The sequence below is a fragment of the Aureimonas pseudogalii genome (assembly GCF_014196835.1).
GTDB classification, from domain to species: domain Bacteria; phylum Pseudomonadota; class Alphaproteobacteria; order Rhizobiales; family Rhizobiaceae; genus Aureimonas; species Aureimonas pseudogalii.
This window is the reverse complement of sequence record NZ_JACIEK010000001.1, coordinates 221,894-236,503: the sequence shown is the minus strand read 5'-3', so window position 1 is coordinate 236,503 and position 14,610 is coordinate 221,894. Positions and strand designations below refer to the sequence as shown.

Here is a 14,610-nt window from a genome sequence, read left to right as displayed (position 1 = left end):
TCCCCCGATGATGCTGGGATCCTACACGACGCTGGAGCTCGAAGGGCCGCCGAAGTCGGGCGCTGCCCGCGCGGCGATCCTGCTCCTCGCCATGGGCGGGGACGGAGCGGCCAAGCTCCTCAAACATTTCAGCGCCGAGGAGATCAAGACGCTCCGCCAGGGGGCGGCGCTCCAGCAGCCGGTCACCGCGCTCGAACTCGACGAGATCGTCGCCGAGTTTCAGGAGGCGTTCCGGGCCGGTCCGGGGCTCGCGGGCCTCGACGGCGAACTCAACAAGCTCCTGCGCATCTCGCTGTCGTCGGAAGAGATCGCGAGGGTTTTCGAGGGCGAGGACGCGCCCGAAGACGCCGACGCCCTGCCGGTGTGGTACGAGATCGAGCAGCTCGGCGCCCAGCCGCTGACGGCGCTCCTCCTCAAGGAGCATCCACAGGTCATCGCCTACACGCTGCAGCGGCTGAAGGCCGAGGTCGCGGCCGCCGTGGTCGCCAGCTTCGAGGGGCCGCTGCGCAACGACGTCGTGCGCCGCATGCTCTCGGCCAAGCCGCCGAGCGACCAGATGGCGCGGATGATCGAGGGGCGCCTGCGCGAGACCTTCGTGGCCGGCTCCAACGGGGCCGAGCGCAAGGCGCGCCACGCCACGCTCGCCGAGATCGTCAACCGGATGGAGAAGCGCCAGACGGACGACCTCCTCCAGTCGATCGAGCAGAGCGAGCCCGAGGAGGCCGAGGCGCTTCGCAAGTTGCTCTTCGCCTTCGACGACATCACCGCGCTGCCGCGCAAGTCGCGCCTGCTGCTCTTCGACGCGATCCCGACGGAGACGGTGACGCAGTCGCTGTCCGGGGCATCGGACGAGCTGAAGGAAGCGGTCCTGGCCGCACTCGGCGCCCGCTCGCGGCGCATGGTCGAAGCCGAGCTGGCACGGGGCGACGCCATCGCCGCCGACGCGGTGACGACGGCCCGCCGGTCGATCGCGGCCGCCGCGCTCCGCCTCTCGGCCGAGGGCCGGCTCGATCTCAGCGAGCGCGACGAGGCCTGAGGCACGAAGCGTCGGCGTCCCTGCGGCGCCGGCGTGCGAAAGGTCCATGATGGACGCCGGCCCGGCCGCCTTCGTGGCCCGGATCGGAGCTCGCCCGCGGAGCGGGTGCGGAATCAGCGGGGAACGGGTGGATGTCGGAAGGTGCGGACAAGGAGTCCCAAACCGAGGAACCGACAGAGAAGAAGATCGCCGACACGATCGAGAAGGGAAATCTCCCCACCTCTCGTGAAGCGCCGATCCTCGCCTCGCTTCTCGCCGCGATGGGCGTCGTCGCCTTCCAGGCGCGAGAGAACGCCGCCGAACTCGCGGGCAATCTCAAGGTCACCTTCGAGAATCCGACCCAGTGGTCGATCGGCAATTCGATCGACGCCCTCCAGTTTCTCCACGTCGTCACGGTGCAGAGCGCCCGGTTCGTGCTGCCCGCCACCGGCCTCTTCCTCATCGCCGGCGTTCTGGCCTCGCTGCTGCAGAACCCGCCGCAGATCAATCTCGAGCGCATCCGCCCGAAATTCTCGAACGTCTCGCCGACGCAGGGGTGGGGCCGAATGTTCGGCAAACGAGGCTGGACCGAGTTCGGTAAATCCTTGTTCAAGTTCTCTGCTGTTACGATCATCGTCGGCTGGATCCTTTCCAGCGACCTGCCTCTTTTGTTGAAGACGATGTTCTCCGATCCGCTGCTCCTGCCGGAAACCATTCTCGACCTGTCGATGCGACTGCTCGCGGCGGTCTCGATCGCGACGATCGTGCTCGTGGCGGCCGACCTGCTGTTCTCGCGCATTCTGTGGCGCCGGGATCTGCGCATGTCGAAGCAGGAGATCAAGGACGAGATGAAGCAGAGCGAGGGCGATCCCGCGATCAAGGCGCGCCAGCGCCAGATCGCGCGCGAGCGCAACCGCAAGCGCATGATGGCCGCCGTGCCGAAAGCCACCGTCATCATCGCCAACCCCACCCACTACGCCATCGCGCTGCGTTACGTGCGCGAGGAGGGCGGCGCGCCGCTCGTGGTCGCCAAGGGCGTCGATCTCATCGCGCTCAAGATTCGCGAAATTGGAGAGGCCCACGACATCCCCATCGTGGAAGACAAGCTCTTGGCAAGGTCGATGTACGATCATGTCGACGTCGACCAGATGATCCCGCCGCAATTCTTCAAGGCCGTGGCGGAACTCATCTACTATCTCCACTCCCGCAACGGTTCGCGGGCGGAGATCGGGGCGGCCTGATCCCGACGCCTCGGGCTCGGCGTCGTGCATTCCATGTCCGGGTTCGCTCGGCTCATTCCTGCGTAAAGGTTCTCCATGGGCTCCCACGTCATGCTCAACGTTCGCAACGGCCACGCAGCAGACCGGGAGAAGGCCCTGGCGAACGGCATCAAGGAGGTCGTCGCGGAACTGCGCCTCGTCGAGGTCGCCGACTACGTGGCGTTCCTGCGCATGGATGCGCTCGGCAACATCGCCGATCTCGTGGAATCCTCGGCGCAGCTCTACCTGCGCGCCGGCACGCTGCGCTTTGCCGACGGGGGCGACGTGCATCTGGGCTGGGGCACCACGCCGACGATCGATCTCGACATGGAGTTCCGCGTTCCCGAGGTCACCGTGCATTTCCGCCTCGGCCTCTCGGCCACCACGGCGGCCGTCCACATCAACTACATCGCCTTCGCCGAACCCGACACCGACCCCGACGTGAACACGGCGCGCCTCCTCGCCGCGATCGAAGGCGCCCGGCTGCGGCACGCACCCCGCGCCTGAGCGCGGTTCGCACACTCCGACGATCGACCAAGGGCTCCGCATGGCGGGGCCCTTTTTCGTTTGCTCGCATCGATTAACACTTCGTTAATCAGTATTAACGACCTGTTAATACTTTGATATTCATCTTTCAGTCAGTTTCGGACAAGTGCCTCCCCTTAAGAGTTGGTCAACGAGGAATACCTCTCGAGGACCCCCACCCGTGAGCCAGCTCTATCTCTTCGGTCTCAGCTCCCAGCGCGCCGAATGGCTGTCGCAGCGTCAGGCGATCGTCGCCGAGAACGTCGCCAACGCCAACACCCCCGGCTACCTCGCCAAGGACGTCTCGCCCTTCGAAAGCGTTCTCGACACCACCAGCCTGCAGATGAGCGGCACCAGCGCCCAGCATCTCGTCGCCTCCGCCGGCCGCGATTTCGGGGTCGAGGAGGGGCGCCAGACGCCCTGGGACGTCACCCATTCCGGCAACTCGGTCAGCCTCGAGCAGGAAATGCTGAAGGCCGGCGAGGTGTCGCGCGACTTCTCCCTCGACACCTCGATCGCCAAGGCCTTCCACCGCATGTATCTCTCGACGCTGAAGGGCTGATCCGTTGCTCGATCCGATCTCCTCCGCCCTCAAGATCGCCGCCAGCGGCCTCGAAGCGCAGTCCACGCGCCTGCGGGTCGTCTCCGAGAACGTCGCCAACGCGCGCTCCACGGGCGACACGCCGGGCGCCGATCCCTACCGACGCAAGACGGTGTCCTTCACCAGCGAGATCGACCGGCTGACCGGCGCCGAGATGGTGAGCGTGAAGAATGTCGGCGTCGATCGCGCCGCCTTCAAGATCGAGCACGATCCCGGCAATCCGGCGGCCGACGCCGACGGCTACGTGAAGATGCCGAACGTCAACTCGCTCGTCGAGATGGCCGACATGCGCGAGGCCAACCGCTCCTACGAGGCCAACCTGCAGGTCATCAAGCAGGCGCGCGAACTGATCAATCTCACCATCGATCTCATGAGAGGCTGACGCCCATGATCCCCGCTCTCGGCAGCGCCCTCCCGCGCCTCGACACGCTCCGCCTCGACGGCGCCTCTCCTCTCGGCGGCTCGCTCGCCACCTCGTCCTCGGCCGCGGCCGGCGGTGGCCAGAGCTTCGCCGCCGCCATGGCGGACGTGGCCCGCGACGCCGCGCAGTCCCTGAAGGGCGCCGAGACCGCCTCGATCCAGGGCATCAACGGCCAGGCCTCGACGCAGACCGTGGTCGACGCCGTGATGGGCGCCGAGCGCACGCTGCAGACCGCCATCGCCGTGCGCGACAAGGTCGTCTCCGCCTATCTCGAACTTTCCCGCATGTCGATCTGAAGGAACTGAACCCATGCGCGCCCTTGCGATCGCCGCGACCGGCATGAACGCCCAGCAGACCAACGTCGAGGTCATCGCCAACAACATCGCCAACATCAACACCACCGGCTTCAAGCGCTCGCGCGCCGAGTTCACCGACCTTCTCTACCAGGTCGAGCGGGCCGGCGGCGTGCCGGCGCGCGGCGGCGAGAACGTGGTTCCCGAAGGCGCGCAGATCGGCCTCGGCGTGCGCACCGCCGCGATCCGCTCGGTGCACCTGCAGGGCGCGCTCGAGCAGACCGGCAACGATCTCGACCTCGCCGTGAACGGCCAGGGCTACTTCCAGATCACCGGTCCCGGCGGCGAGACGCTCTATACCCGCGACGGCGCCTTCAACAAGAACGACACCGGGCAGATCGTGACGCTCGACGGGTTCACCGTCGATCCCGGCCTCACCATCCCGCAGAACGCCACGCAGGTGACCGTGAACGAGACCGGCGAGGTCTACGCCACCGTGGACGGCGCCGACCAGCTCGTCGGCCAGCTGACGCTCGTCAACTTCGCCAACGAGCCCGGCCTCCACGCCGAGGGCAACAACCTCTTCCGCGAGACGCTCGCCTCCGGCGCGCCGATCGCCGGCGTTCCGGGCGATGCCGGCTACGGCGTCATCAAGCAGGCCTATCTCGAGAATTCCAACGTCGATCCGGTGAAGGAAATCTCGGAGCTCATCTCCGCGCAGCGCGCCTACGAGATGAACTCGAAGGTCATCCAGGCCGCCGACGAGATGTCGGGCGTCGTCTCCAAGGGCATCCGCTAAGCCATGAACCGCCTTTCCCGTCGCTCCACGACCCGCGTGTCATCGCGCGCGGCGGGTCTCGCCCTGGCGCTTGCCGGCGGTCTTCTCCCGGTCGCCGCCGCGGCGGCCGATCTCGATCTGCCGGTGCCGACCTCGGTCGTCTATCCCGGCCAGGTCGTTCTCGACCGCGGCGTCATGCCCATGCGCTTCACCGTGCCGGGCGACCGCCTCTCGGCCTATGTCGTGGAGGAGGGCATGCTGAAGGACCGGCTCGCCCGCCGCACGCTCCTGCCCAACCAGCCGATCCTCCTGTCCGACCTGAAGTCGCCGAACGCGGTCACCGTCGGCGTGCCGACGACGCTTATCTATCGCGAGGACGGGCTGCTCATCACCGGTCTCGGTACGCCGCTTCAGTCCGCGGGCGCGGGCGAGGCGGTGCGCGTGCGCAACGTCGATAGCGGCGTCACCATCAGCGGCGTCGCCTCCGAGGACGGAACGATCGAGGTCTCGTCGCGATGAACCGCCTCCTTGCCCTCGTTCTCTCCGCCGCCGTCCTCACCGGCTCGCTCGTGCCCGCCGGCGCCGCCGACCTCGGCTATGGCGGTGCCTCCTACGGGCAGGCCGGCATCGGCGCCCGCGAGAGCTTCAACACCGTGGTGCCGCGCGTGCGGCCCTCCGGCGGAGTGCGCATCAAGGACGTCACCACCGTGAAGGGCGTGCGCGACAACCAACTCGTCGGCTACGGTCTGGTGATCGGCCTGCAGGGCACGGGCGACTCTTTGCGCAACTCGCCCTTCACCGAGCAGTCGCTGCAGTCGATGCTCGACCGCATGGGCGTCAACGTGCGCTCGGCCAACCCGCGCACCCGCAACGTCGCGGCGGTCGTCGTCACCGCCGACCTGCCGGCCTTCGCCGGCATCGGCTCGCGCATCGACATCTCGGTCTCCTCGCTCGGCGACGCCTCCTCGCTGATGGGCGGCACGCTGGTGATGACGCCGCTCTACGGGCCGGACGGCGAGATCTACGCGGTGGGGCAGGGGGCTCTCGCGGTCTCCGGCTTCTCCTCCGAGGGCACGAACGAAAGCCTGACGCAGGGCACCCCCACCACCGGCCGCATCGCCAGCGGCGCACTGATCGAGCGCGAGGTGCCGCGCGCCACCGTGGACACGCCGACGATCACGATGGAGCTGCGCAATCCCGACTACCGCACGGCGATCCGCGTCGTCGACGCCATCAACTCCTTCGCGGTGCAGACCTGGGGCAAGCCCGTGGCCCGCGAGCAGGACTTCCGCAACATCACGCTGACGCGACCGACGAAGATCTCCTCCACCCGCTTCCTCGCCGATGTCGGCGACCTCCAGATCACGCCCGACCAGGCGGCGAAGGTGGTGATCGACGAGCGCACCGGCACGGTGGTGATCGGCCAGGACGTGCAGATCTCGACGGTGGCGGTGACGCACGGCTCGCTGACGGTGCGCATCACCGACATTCCGAACGTCTCGCAGCCCGCCCCGTTCAGCGAGGGCCAGACCGTGGTGACGAAGGACACGACGGTCAGCGCCGAGCAGGGCGGCGGCAATCTCGCCATCGTGCAGGGCGCCAATCTCGACTCGGTGGTGCGCGGCCTCAACCGCCTCGGCCTCAAGCCCACCGGCATCATCGCCATCCTTCAGGCCATCAAGACCGCCGGCGCCCTCCAGGCCGACCTCGTGGTGCAGTGAGACCGATCATGACGACGAAGCGTTCCCTCATCCTCGCCGGTGCCGCGCTCGCGCTGATGCTCGGCGCCTCTCCCTCGCAGGCCGAGGAGAGCTCGGCCGAGATCGCCGCGGGCGTGCCGGCCGGACCCGCCAAGCTGCGCGTCGTCGGGCCGGACGGCAAGCAATCCTCCGCCGAGGTCGCGCCGCGCAGCGACGTGCAGAACTACTGCTCGAACATCGCCGACCCCGCGCTCGACCAGCGCAACGCGCTGCAGCTCGCCAAGCTGAAGGACGCCGAGGGCCAGGTCTCCGCCAAGATCGACGAGCTCGAGGCCAAGCGGCAGGAGGTGCAATCCTGGCTCGCCGACCGCAAGGCCTTCATGGATTCGACCTCCGACATCATGATCGCCATCTATTCCGGCATGAAGCCCGATGCGGCCGCCTCGCAGCTCGCCGGTCTCGACCGGCCGGTGGCCGCGGCGCTCCTCGCCCGGCTGAAGTCGCGCCAGGCCAGCGCCATCCTCGCCGAGATGCCGGCGCCCATCGCCGCCGAGATCAGCCGCGTCATCATCGAGAAGACGGACCGCGCGTCGCTCGCGGGCGCCGCCCCGAAGGGACAATCGTTGTGAAGATCGCCGTCTCGCTGCTCTCGGTGGCCCTTCTGGCGGGCTGCTCCACCACGCGCCAGGAGCTCATGAAGGAGCCGATCCTCAGCCCGGTCGGCACCGGCCTGACGCAGAACGCGCCGATCGTGCAGCCGGCGACCTACGCCGAGGAGCCGGTGCGCCACGTCAACTCGCTGTGGACCGGGCGCAACGCCGACTTCTTCCGCGACACGCGCGCTCTGAACGTCGGCGACATCGTCACCGTCAAGATCAAGATCGACGACAAGGCCAAGCTCGACAACAACACCAAGCGCTCGCGCGATGCCGGCGTCGATGTCGGCGCGGACTTCAAGGGTGCCGTCAGCGACTTCTCGCTGGGAACGCTCGGCGTGACGCTCGGCCTGAAGAACGGCTCGAAGACCAGCGGGAAGGGCACGGTCGATCGCCAGGAGGAGATCGACGTTTCGGTCGCCGGCGTGGTGACGCAGGTGCTGCCGAACGGCAATCTCTACATCGCCGGACAGCAGGAGATCCGCGTCAACTTCGAGGTTCGCGTCCTCTCCATCGCCGGCATCATCCGGCCCGGCGACATCCTGCCCAACAACACGATCTCCTACGAGAAGATCGCCGAGGCGCGCATCTCCTACGGCGGACGCGGCCGGCTCTCGGAGGTGCAGCAGCCCGGCTGGGGCCAGCAGGTGCTCGACAGCGCGCTGCCTTACTAGAGGCGACGGCGCGAGGACGGCGGACCGCCGCAGAGCCCGGGACGACGGGCGCCGCGGTGGTCGGCCGTCCTGGCTGATAGGGGGAGGGCTGGGGCCCTCCGGGGCATGGGTCTGCCGCAGCGCAAGGCTCGCGACAGCACGATTTCTTAACACTTCGGCGTCCGGCCCCATCCGGCGCCTTCGTCGCGCCGTGCACTGGGACCGTCCGCTGTCCCGAAAGCCGCCCGGAGCGCCGCCCCATGACCGAGCTCACCCCCGAGGCCCTTGCCATCCTGGCCGGCGGCGACGCCGGTCCGAAGAAGGGCGGCAAGCTGCAGACCATCGCGATCGTGCTCGGCCTGACGCTCGTCGCCGCCGGCGGCGGCACGGCGCTCGGCTTCCTCCTCGGCAAGCCGCAGCCGGCGCCCGTCGCCGCCGCGCCCGAGTCCTCGACGCCGGCCGCGGATGCGCCGCTCGCCGCCAAGGCCGATCCGGCGGCCCCCGCCGACGTCGTGCTCGCTCTCGAGCCGGTGCTCACCGACATCGCGTCGCCGCCGGGAACGCAGCTGCGCATGCAAGCCAGCCTCATCGTCTCGCCCGAAGGCGTCGCCGACCAGGCCGTTCTCGCCGCGCAGGTCCAGGCCGACATGATCGTCTTCGTGCGCACCTTGGAACTCGCCCAGATCGAGGGCGCGCGGGGCCTTCTCCACCTGAAGGAGGATCTCCTCGAGCGCGCCAGGCTGCGCTCGCCGGCAGTGATCGACCTGATGGTCCGTTCGCTGGTCGTCAAGTGAAGCGCTCCGCCTTGGCTTTCGCGGCCGGCGCGCTGGCGCTGGTGTCGCTCGCGCTGCCGGCCTTCGCGCAGGCGCCCGGCGCCCCCGACGCGCTGTCGAGCGCGGCGGGCGATCTCGCCTCGCTCATTCCGGCCGGCGACGGCGCCGTGTCGGGCCGCATCGTCCAGCTCTTCGGCATCGTCACCGTGCTCTCGATCGCGCCGGGACTTCTGGTGATGGTCACCGCCTTCACCCGCGTCGTCATCGCGCTCTCGATCCTGCGCACCGGCCTCGGTCTCCAGTCGACGCCGGCCAACCTCATCCTCATCTCGCTCTCGCTCTTCATCACCTTCTTCGTGATGATGCCGACCTTCGACCAGGCCTGGCGCGACGGGCTGCAGCCGCTGATGCGGGCCGAGATCACCGAGGCCGAGGCGCTGCCGCGCATCGCCGAGCCGTTCCGCGGCTTCATGCTCGATCAGGTGCGCGAGCAGGATCTGGCGCTGTTCAACAACATCAACGAAGCCTCGATCCGCGACCGCCTGCCGGAGGTCGAGCAGGGATCGGGCGAGGGGCAGGTCGTCGACTTCCGCATCCTCGTGCCGGCCTTCATGATCTCGGAACTGCGCCGTGGCTTCGAGATCGGCTTCCTCATCGTTCTGCCCTTCCTCGTGATCGACCTCATCGTGGCGACGCTGACCATGTCGATGGGCATGATGATGCTGCCCCCGACGATCATCTCGCTGCCGTTCAAGATCCTCTTCTTCGTGCTGATCGATGGCTGGAACATGCTGACCGGGAGCCTGGTGCGCTCGTTCCTCTAGCGATGCCCAGGCTCGACGATTTGCATGGGGCCGACCGCACAGGAGCGGGGAAAAACCACGGACGGTAAGCAGAGATTAAGGACTGATCCGGCGACGGCAGCGGCATTTACTTTCTCTTAAAGACGATCAAGTAAATATGTGTGCATAGCGGGTTGATCATCTGAATGGTGATCAAAGGCATGACGCCGCGCCGCTGTGCTGGTTCGACCCAGAATGTCCCCATTCGTTTCTTTCCGGGACAGCCCCTATGGCAAGCGTCAACACCAATGCAGCCGCGATCACCGCTCTGCGCACCCTGCAGCAGACGAACACCGCCCTCGACCAGACCCAGGCCCGCATCTCGACGGGCCTGAGGATCGGCGAGGCCAAGGACAACGCCGCCTATTGGGCGATCTCGGTGACCTTGAAGTCCGACAACAAGTCGCTCGCCACCGTGAAGGACGCGCTCGGCCTCGGCACCGCCACCGTCGACGTCGCCTACCAGGGTCTGAACAAGACCAAGGACGTGCTCGACGAGATCAAGGCCAAGCTCACCGCGGCGACGCAGCCCGGCGTCGATCGCGACGTGATCCAGTCGGAAATCGCCGAACTTCAGAAGCAGCTCGTCTCGATCGCCGGCTCCTCGGTGTTCTCCGGCGAAAACTGGCTCTCCGTCGACAGCAACGCCACGGATTACAACGGCACGAAGAAGATCGTCGCCTCGTTCTCGCGCGACGGCAACAATGCGGTCGCCATCGGCACCGTGGACGTCTCGATCGGCAATCTCGCGCTGTTCGACAGTTCCACGGTCGCGGGCAAGGACGCCATTCTCGACTCCCACGCCAGCCTCAAGGACGCCACGGGCCGCGACATCGCCTATGGCGGTACGTCCACGGCGTCCGGCAACACGCTGACGGGTGGTTTGCCGGCGACGGCTGCGACGGTGGCGGGCAGCGCGGGAACGCTCGTGTCCAGCAATGCTGCGCAGGCCGCGGTGACGACCACCAACGTGGATCTTTCGAAGATCGCCGATGGCGACAAGCTGACGATCCGCTACGAGGTTCAGGGAACGAGCTACACGCGAACGATGACGCGCGTCGCAGGCGGCACCCCCTCCGTCAACGAGTTCAAGGATATGCCGACGCTGGCCGCGGCGCTCGACAACGCCAACCCGGCCGTCGCCGTAAGCGATAGCGGCGCAACGCTGATCTTCACAAGTGCCGTGACAGGCAGTTCGACGACGCCTTCGACCGTGCGCATCATGGCCGTTTCGCTCGCCACGTCCTCCGGCGCCGCCAAGACGACGGTCGGTCTGTTCGCCGGGTCGGGCACCGCGGCTGCGGGCGCGGACTTCGTGACCAGCGAACCCGCCGAGATCACCGTCGCGTCGGGCGCCTTCCAGCCGCTCGTCCTCGACAAGGACGACACGATCGTCTTCGACCTCCAGATCAACGACGAGACCGGCGCCAAGACCGTCCGCATCGATCAGGCGCTCGTCAACAAGACGCTGTCGACCCCGACGACGCCCGTCACCAACGGTTCGATCGCAACGATCAACGACTACCAGAAGGTGCTGGCCGCCGCGGTGAAGGCGGCGAACATCACGAATGCCGACGTCAAGATGGTCGGCCCCAACCTCGTCATCTCCACCTCCAACGTCGCAGGCGCCAAAGCGGCGCTGGCGATCTCCAACATGAGCGCCAGCGGTGGCGGGCGGCAGGTCTCCGTGATCGACATCGACATCTCGACGAGCGCGATGACCGCCTCGGGCGCCGACACCGGCGACAAGATCCTGACGGTGCTCAAGGCCTACACGGCGATCGTCAACGCCGCGATCAACAAGGTGACGACGGCGGCCTCCAACCTCGGCGCCGTGGCGGCCCGCATCGACATGCAGAAGTCCTTCGTCAACACGCTGATGGACACGATCGAGAAGGGTGTCGGCGGCCTGATCGACGCCGACATGTCGGAGGAATCGACCAAGCTCCAGGCCCTGCAGGTCAAGCAGCAGCTCGGCGTGCAGGCGCTCTCCATCGCCAACCAGTCCTCGCAGAACATCCTGCAGCTCTTCCAGCAGTAAGACGACAGGCTGTCGGAGACATCCCAAGCCCCGGTGCCGACAGGCGCCGGGGCTTTCGCATGTCCGGGCCTCGCGACGAAATGCTAAGCCGAACGCGACGAAATCTGTTCCGAGACTGACGCTTTCACGGCCCGTTAAAGGGTGTCCTCTAGATTGAGGTCATAGCGGATCGATCCTCTTCCAAGAGACGGAGCCGATCGAAGGCATGATGCCGCGCCGTTATGCTGGCTCGATCCAGAATGTCCCTTTTCGGACAGTTTATGGGACACCCATCCAATGACTAGCGTGAACACCAACGTCGCAGCCATCACGGCGCTCCGCACTCTCCAGCAGACCAACAACCAGCTCGACGCGACGCAGGGCCGCATCTCGACCGGTCTCAAGATCGGCGAAGCCAAGGACAACGCGGCCTACTGGGCGATCTCCACGACCCTGAAGTCCGACAACAAGTCGCTCGGCACCGTCAAGGACGCGCTGGGCCTCGGCTCGGCCACCGTCGACGTCGCCTACCAGGGCCTCAACAAGGCCAAGGACGTTCTCGACGAGATCAAGGCCAAGCTCACCGCCGCCACGCAGCCGGGCGTCGATAAGAACGTCATCCAGTCTGAGATCGGCGAACTCCAGAAGCAGCTCCTCTCGATCGCCGGCTCGTCGGTGTTCTCCGGCGAAAACTGGCTCTCGGTCAATTCCGAAGCGGTCGACTACGACGCCACGAAGAAGATCGTCGCCTCCTTCGCCCGTGACGCCAACAACTCCGTCGCCATCGGCACGGTGGACGTCGCCATCGGCGGCGTCGCGCTGTTCGACAGTTCGACGGTCGTCGGCAAGAACGGCATCCTCGACAACTTGCAGAACCTCAAGGAATCGGTCACTGGCAAGGATCTGACGATCGGCGGCACTCCGAGCGCCTCGGGCAACAATCTCGATGCTGGTCTAACCGCGGCGGGCACCACGGGCAAGCTCGACGGCAATACCATCGAGACGACTGCGGGCTCGGTCGGCGCAGCCAATGCCGCTGTCGCGGCTGCGAACACCGGTGGTAACCGTGCCCAGTTCGAGACGGCGACCTTCGCGACGTCCGGCGCTACGCAGGTTCAGACGGGTAACGACTTCACGTTCACCCTCACGGTCGATGGCGTTGGCGTTGCTCTCGACACGAACGCGGTCGTTCCGGCCGGCTTGGCCAGCGCCTCGCTCGCGGACATGGGAGCGCTGCTCCAGACCACGATCGACGCAAGTGCTCTGGCCGGCAAGGTGAAGGTCGATGTTTCGTCCGGCACGACCATCAAGTTCCTGTCGACCACCGGCAACACGGGCGCGACGTCTAGTATCGCTCTGAGCGCTTGGACGAACTCGACTGCAGTCGCACGCACCGGTGACATCGTTAACGGTTCGGCCTTGACCGGTACCATCGCCACTGAAGGCCGCGTCGTGACCGGTGCCGTATCTCGCACGGGTCTCGTCGCGGGCGATACGGTGACGTTCTCCTACAAGACGGCCGGCACGATCCGTACCCCAGTGACTCTGACCTTGAGCGGTGCCGACCTCGTCAGCGATGCCAAGCTTGCAGAAAAGCTCGCGACGGCCACCCTTACGAGCGGAACGGTTACACAGGTTGGTGGCACAGGCGGAACTAAGCTCTCGTTCGCATCTTCTGCCACTGGTGGTAGCTTCGAGCTCTCGGATGTCGTCGTCAACGATGCAGCGGGTCGCATCAAGAACTCCGATATCGTCAGTGGGTTTACTGAGTCTCACGCCGGAACGGCGTTGACGGGTGACGTGCAGACGGCCTGGACGACGAACTTCACCGCCACCGACACGATCACGATGGGTCTGACGGTGGACGGCACGGTCATCAAGACCGGTGCCCTTGCAGCAGGCGGTTCGCTTTCGGCGTTCGTGGGCGTCCTTAATGGCGATGTCGCCTTCACTGCGAAGGCTTTCGCCTCGGTCGACTCATCGAACAACCTGCTCATCACGTCCAAGACCAGCGGTGCTACCTCCGCCGTTACCGTCGACTCAGTTCTGTTCAAAGACTCGACGGGTGCCGTTCTCAACAAGACCGGGACGAACTTCCGGAACGTGGCGACGGTCGGCACGGCAACCACCGGAGCCGTGTTCCCGGTTGCCGGCATCACCCTTGACGCCAACGACAACCTTTACTTCAACATCGCGGTGGATGGTGCCACGACTTCGAAGCTCGTGACGATCGATCAGGCGCTCGTGAATAAGGTGCTTTCCACGCCGACCGTGCCTGTGACGGACGGCAAGATCACGAATGCGACGCAGTTCGCGAGCGTGATGTCGGAAGCGCTGACTGCAGCCAAGGTGACGGGCGTTACGGCGAAGGTCGGTACGGGCGTCGATCTCAACAAGCTGGTGCTGACCAGCACGAAGATCGGAGCGGGTTCCTCCGTCGCGATCACTAGCGTGCAGGCGTCGCAGGGTGCGAACCAGATCTCGGTCGATAAGATTGATATCTCCGACGCCGGCCTGACGGCAGCGCGCGCGACGTCGGGCGCCGACATCTCGAAGGTGCTGTCGGCCTACATTACGGTCGTCAACAACGCGATCAACTCCGTCACCACGGCCGCGTCGAACCTCGGTGCCGTTGCCTCGCGTATCGACATGCAGAAGTCCTTCGTGAACACGCTGATGGACACGATCGACAAGGGCGTCGGCAACCTCATCGACGCCGACATGTCGGAAGAGTCGACCCGCCTTCAGGCTCTGCAGACGAAGCAGCAGCTCGGCGTGCAGGCGCTCTCGATCGCCAACCAGTCGTCGCAGAACATCCTGTCGCTCTTCCGTTAATCGGACCGGCGAGGCGACACTCTGCCGGCTCCGGCCGGCGGAACCCCCACTTCGATCGGCACCCTTCGGACCTCGCGGTCCGGAGGGTGTCGTCGTTCGGGGAGACCCTCCGGACCGGGGGAGGCGGCACGCGTGGCGCATCGGCGGCCCGCCGCTCCTCCAACCTTCATGCTTTGGTAACCCCATCACGTCCGCACAAGCTTGTGCCCCCATGGTGCGCTCATCCCGCTCCATGAAGG

15 protein-coding genes are annotated in these 14,610 nt (G+C 66.5%); all 15 read left to right on the top strand.

Translation table 11 applies throughout. The features are described 5' to 3' along the window. Positions 1–7 precede the first annotated feature (7 nt). The 15 genes from GGR04_RS01185 to GGR04_RS24515 all read left to right on the top strand — a co-directional run bounded on the left by GGR04_RS01185 (position 8) and on the right by GGR04_RS24515 (position 14,371). Entirely contained in the window at positions 8–1,036 is a 1,029-nt protein-coding gene (locus tag GGR04_RS01185) for a FliG C-terminal domain-containing protein (protein WP_183197037.1), read from the top strand. 131 nt (positions 1,037–1,167) lie between these two features. After that, positions 1,168–2,256, top strand: a complete 1,089-nt coding sequence (flhB, locus tag GGR04_RS01180; protein ID WP_183197035.1) for a flagellar biosynthesis protein FlhB — start codon at positions 1,168–1,170, stop codon at positions 2,254–2,256. A gap of 75 nt (positions 2,257–2,331) precedes the next feature. Continuing rightward, complete coding sequence (locus tag GGR04_RS01175) at positions 2,332–2,781, top strand: BspJ family T4SS effector nucleomodulin (RefSeq protein ID WP_183197033.1); 450 nt, start codon at positions 2,332–2,334, stop codon at positions 2,779–2,781. A gap of 199 nt (positions 2,782–2,980) precedes the next feature. After that, positions 2,981–3,361, top strand: a complete 381-nt coding sequence (gene flgB, locus GGR04_RS01170; RefSeq protein WP_183197031.1) for a flagellar basal body rod protein FlgB — start codon at positions 2,981–2,983, stop codon at positions 3,359–3,361. A 4-nt stretch (positions 3,362–3,365) separates the two neighbouring features. Further along, positions 3,366–3,782 (top strand): flagellar basal body rod protein FlgC, encoded by a 417-nt coding sequence (gene flgC / locus GGR04_RS01165; RefSeq protein WP_183197030.1) that lies wholly within the window; start codon positions 3,366–3,368, stop codon positions 3,780–3,782. 5 nt (positions 3,783–3,787) lie between these two features. Further along, entirely contained in the window at positions 3,788–4,117 is a 330-nt protein-coding gene (gene fliE / locus GGR04_RS01160) for a flagellar hook-basal body complex protein FliE (protein WP_183197028.1), read from the top strand. A 13-nt stretch (positions 4,118–4,130) separates the two neighbouring features. Beyond that, positions 4,131–4,913: a flagellar basal-body rod protein FlgG gene (flgG, locus tag GGR04_RS01155; RefSeq protein WP_183197026.1), complete on the top strand. Its 783-nt coding sequence runs from the start codon at positions 4,131–4,133 to the stop codon at positions 4,911–4,913. 3 nt (positions 4,914–4,916) lie between these two features. Then, the gene (gene flgA, locus GGR04_RS01150; RefSeq protein ID WP_183197024.1) at positions 4,917–5,411 is read left to right on the top strand and encodes a flagellar basal body P-ring formation chaperone FlgA; all 495 of its coding nucleotides are present in this window, start codon (positions 4,917–4,919) and stop codon (positions 5,409–5,411) included. Further along, positions 5,408–6,613, top strand: a complete 1,206-nt coding sequence (gene flgI, locus GGR04_RS01145; protein WP_210291597.1) for a flagellar basal body P-ring protein FlgI — start codon at positions 5,408–5,410, stop codon at positions 6,611–6,613. The genes flgA and flgI overlap by 4 nt, the downstream gene beginning before the upstream one ends. A gap of 8 nt (positions 6,614–6,621) precedes the next feature. Next, positions 6,622–7,221, top strand: a complete 600-nt coding sequence (locus GGR04_RS01140) for a MotE family protein (protein WP_183197022.1) — start codon at positions 6,622–6,624, stop codon at positions 7,219–7,221. Then, a complete protein-coding gene (gene flgH / locus GGR04_RS01135; RefSeq protein WP_183197021.1) occupies positions 7,218–7,922 on the top strand; it encodes a flagellar basal body L-ring protein FlgH in 705 nt (234 codons plus the stop codon). The genes GGR04_RS01140 and flgH overlap by 4 nt, the downstream gene beginning before the upstream one ends. A 239-nt stretch (positions 7,923–8,161) precedes the next feature. After that, entirely contained in the window at positions 8,162–8,695 is a 534-nt protein-coding gene (locus tag GGR04_RS01130) for a flagellar basal body-associated FliL family protein (RefSeq protein WP_183197019.1), read from the top strand. Positions 8,696–8,706: 11 nt separating this feature from the next. Beyond that, positions 8,707–9,498 (top strand): flagellar type III secretion system pore protein FliP, encoded by a 792-nt coding sequence (gene fliP / locus GGR04_RS01125; RefSeq protein WP_376769817.1) that lies wholly within the window; start codon positions 8,707–8,709, stop codon positions 9,496–9,498. Positions 9,499–9,745: 247 nt separating this feature from the next. Beyond that, positions 9,746–11,557 carry a flagellin N-terminal helical domain-containing protein gene (locus GGR04_RS01120; RefSeq protein WP_183197017.1) on the top strand — a complete coding sequence of 604 codons (1,812 nt, stop codon included), beginning with the start codon at positions 9,746–9,748 and terminating at the stop codon, positions 11,555–11,557. 285 nt (positions 11,558–11,842) lie between these two features. Then, positions 11,843–14,371, top strand: coding sequence for a flagellin N-terminal helical domain-containing protein (locus GGR04_RS24515; RefSeq protein ID WP_376769812.1), 2,529 nt, complete (start codon positions 11,843–11,845; stop codon positions 14,369–14,371). Positions 14,372–14,610 lie beyond the last annotated feature (239 nt).

Coding starts and splice junctions, on each gene's coding strand:
- fliE (WP_183197028.1), top strand. CDS start 3,788: ATGATCCCCGCTCTCGGCAGCGCCCTCCCGCGCCTCGACACGCTCCGC.
- GGR04_RS01120 (WP_183197017.1), top strand. CDS start 9,746: ATGGCAAGCGTCAACACCAATGCAGCCGCGATCACCGCTCTGCGCACC.
- flgI (WP_210291597.1), top strand. CDS start 5,408: ATGAACCGCCTCCTTGCCCTCGTTCTCTCCGCCGCCGTCCTCACCGGC.
- GGR04_RS01175 (WP_183197033.1), top strand. CDS start 2,332: ATGGGCTCCCACGTCATGCTCAACGTTCGCAACGGCCACGCAGCAGAC.
- flgG (WP_183197026.1), top strand. CDS start 4,131: ATGCGCGCCCTTGCGATCGCCGCGACCGGCATGAACGCCCAGCAGACC.
- flhB (WP_183197035.1), top strand. CDS start 1,168: ATGTCGGAAGGTGCGGACAAGGAGTCCCAAACCGAGGAACCGACAGAG.
- flgA (WP_183197024.1), top strand. CDS start 4,917: ATGAACCGCCTTTCCCGTCGCTCCACGACCCGCGTGTCATCGCGCGCG.
- GGR04_RS01185 (WP_183197037.1), top strand. CDS start 8: ATGATGCTGGGATCCTACACGACGCTGGAGCTCGAAGGGCCGCCGAAG.
- GGR04_RS01140 (WP_183197022.1), top strand. CDS start 6,622: ATGACGACGAAGCGTTCCCTCATCCTCGCCGGTGCCGCGCTCGCGCTG.
- GGR04_RS01130 (WP_183197019.1), top strand. CDS start 8,162: ATGACCGAGCTCACCCCCGAGGCCCTTGCCATCCTGGCCGGCGGCGAC.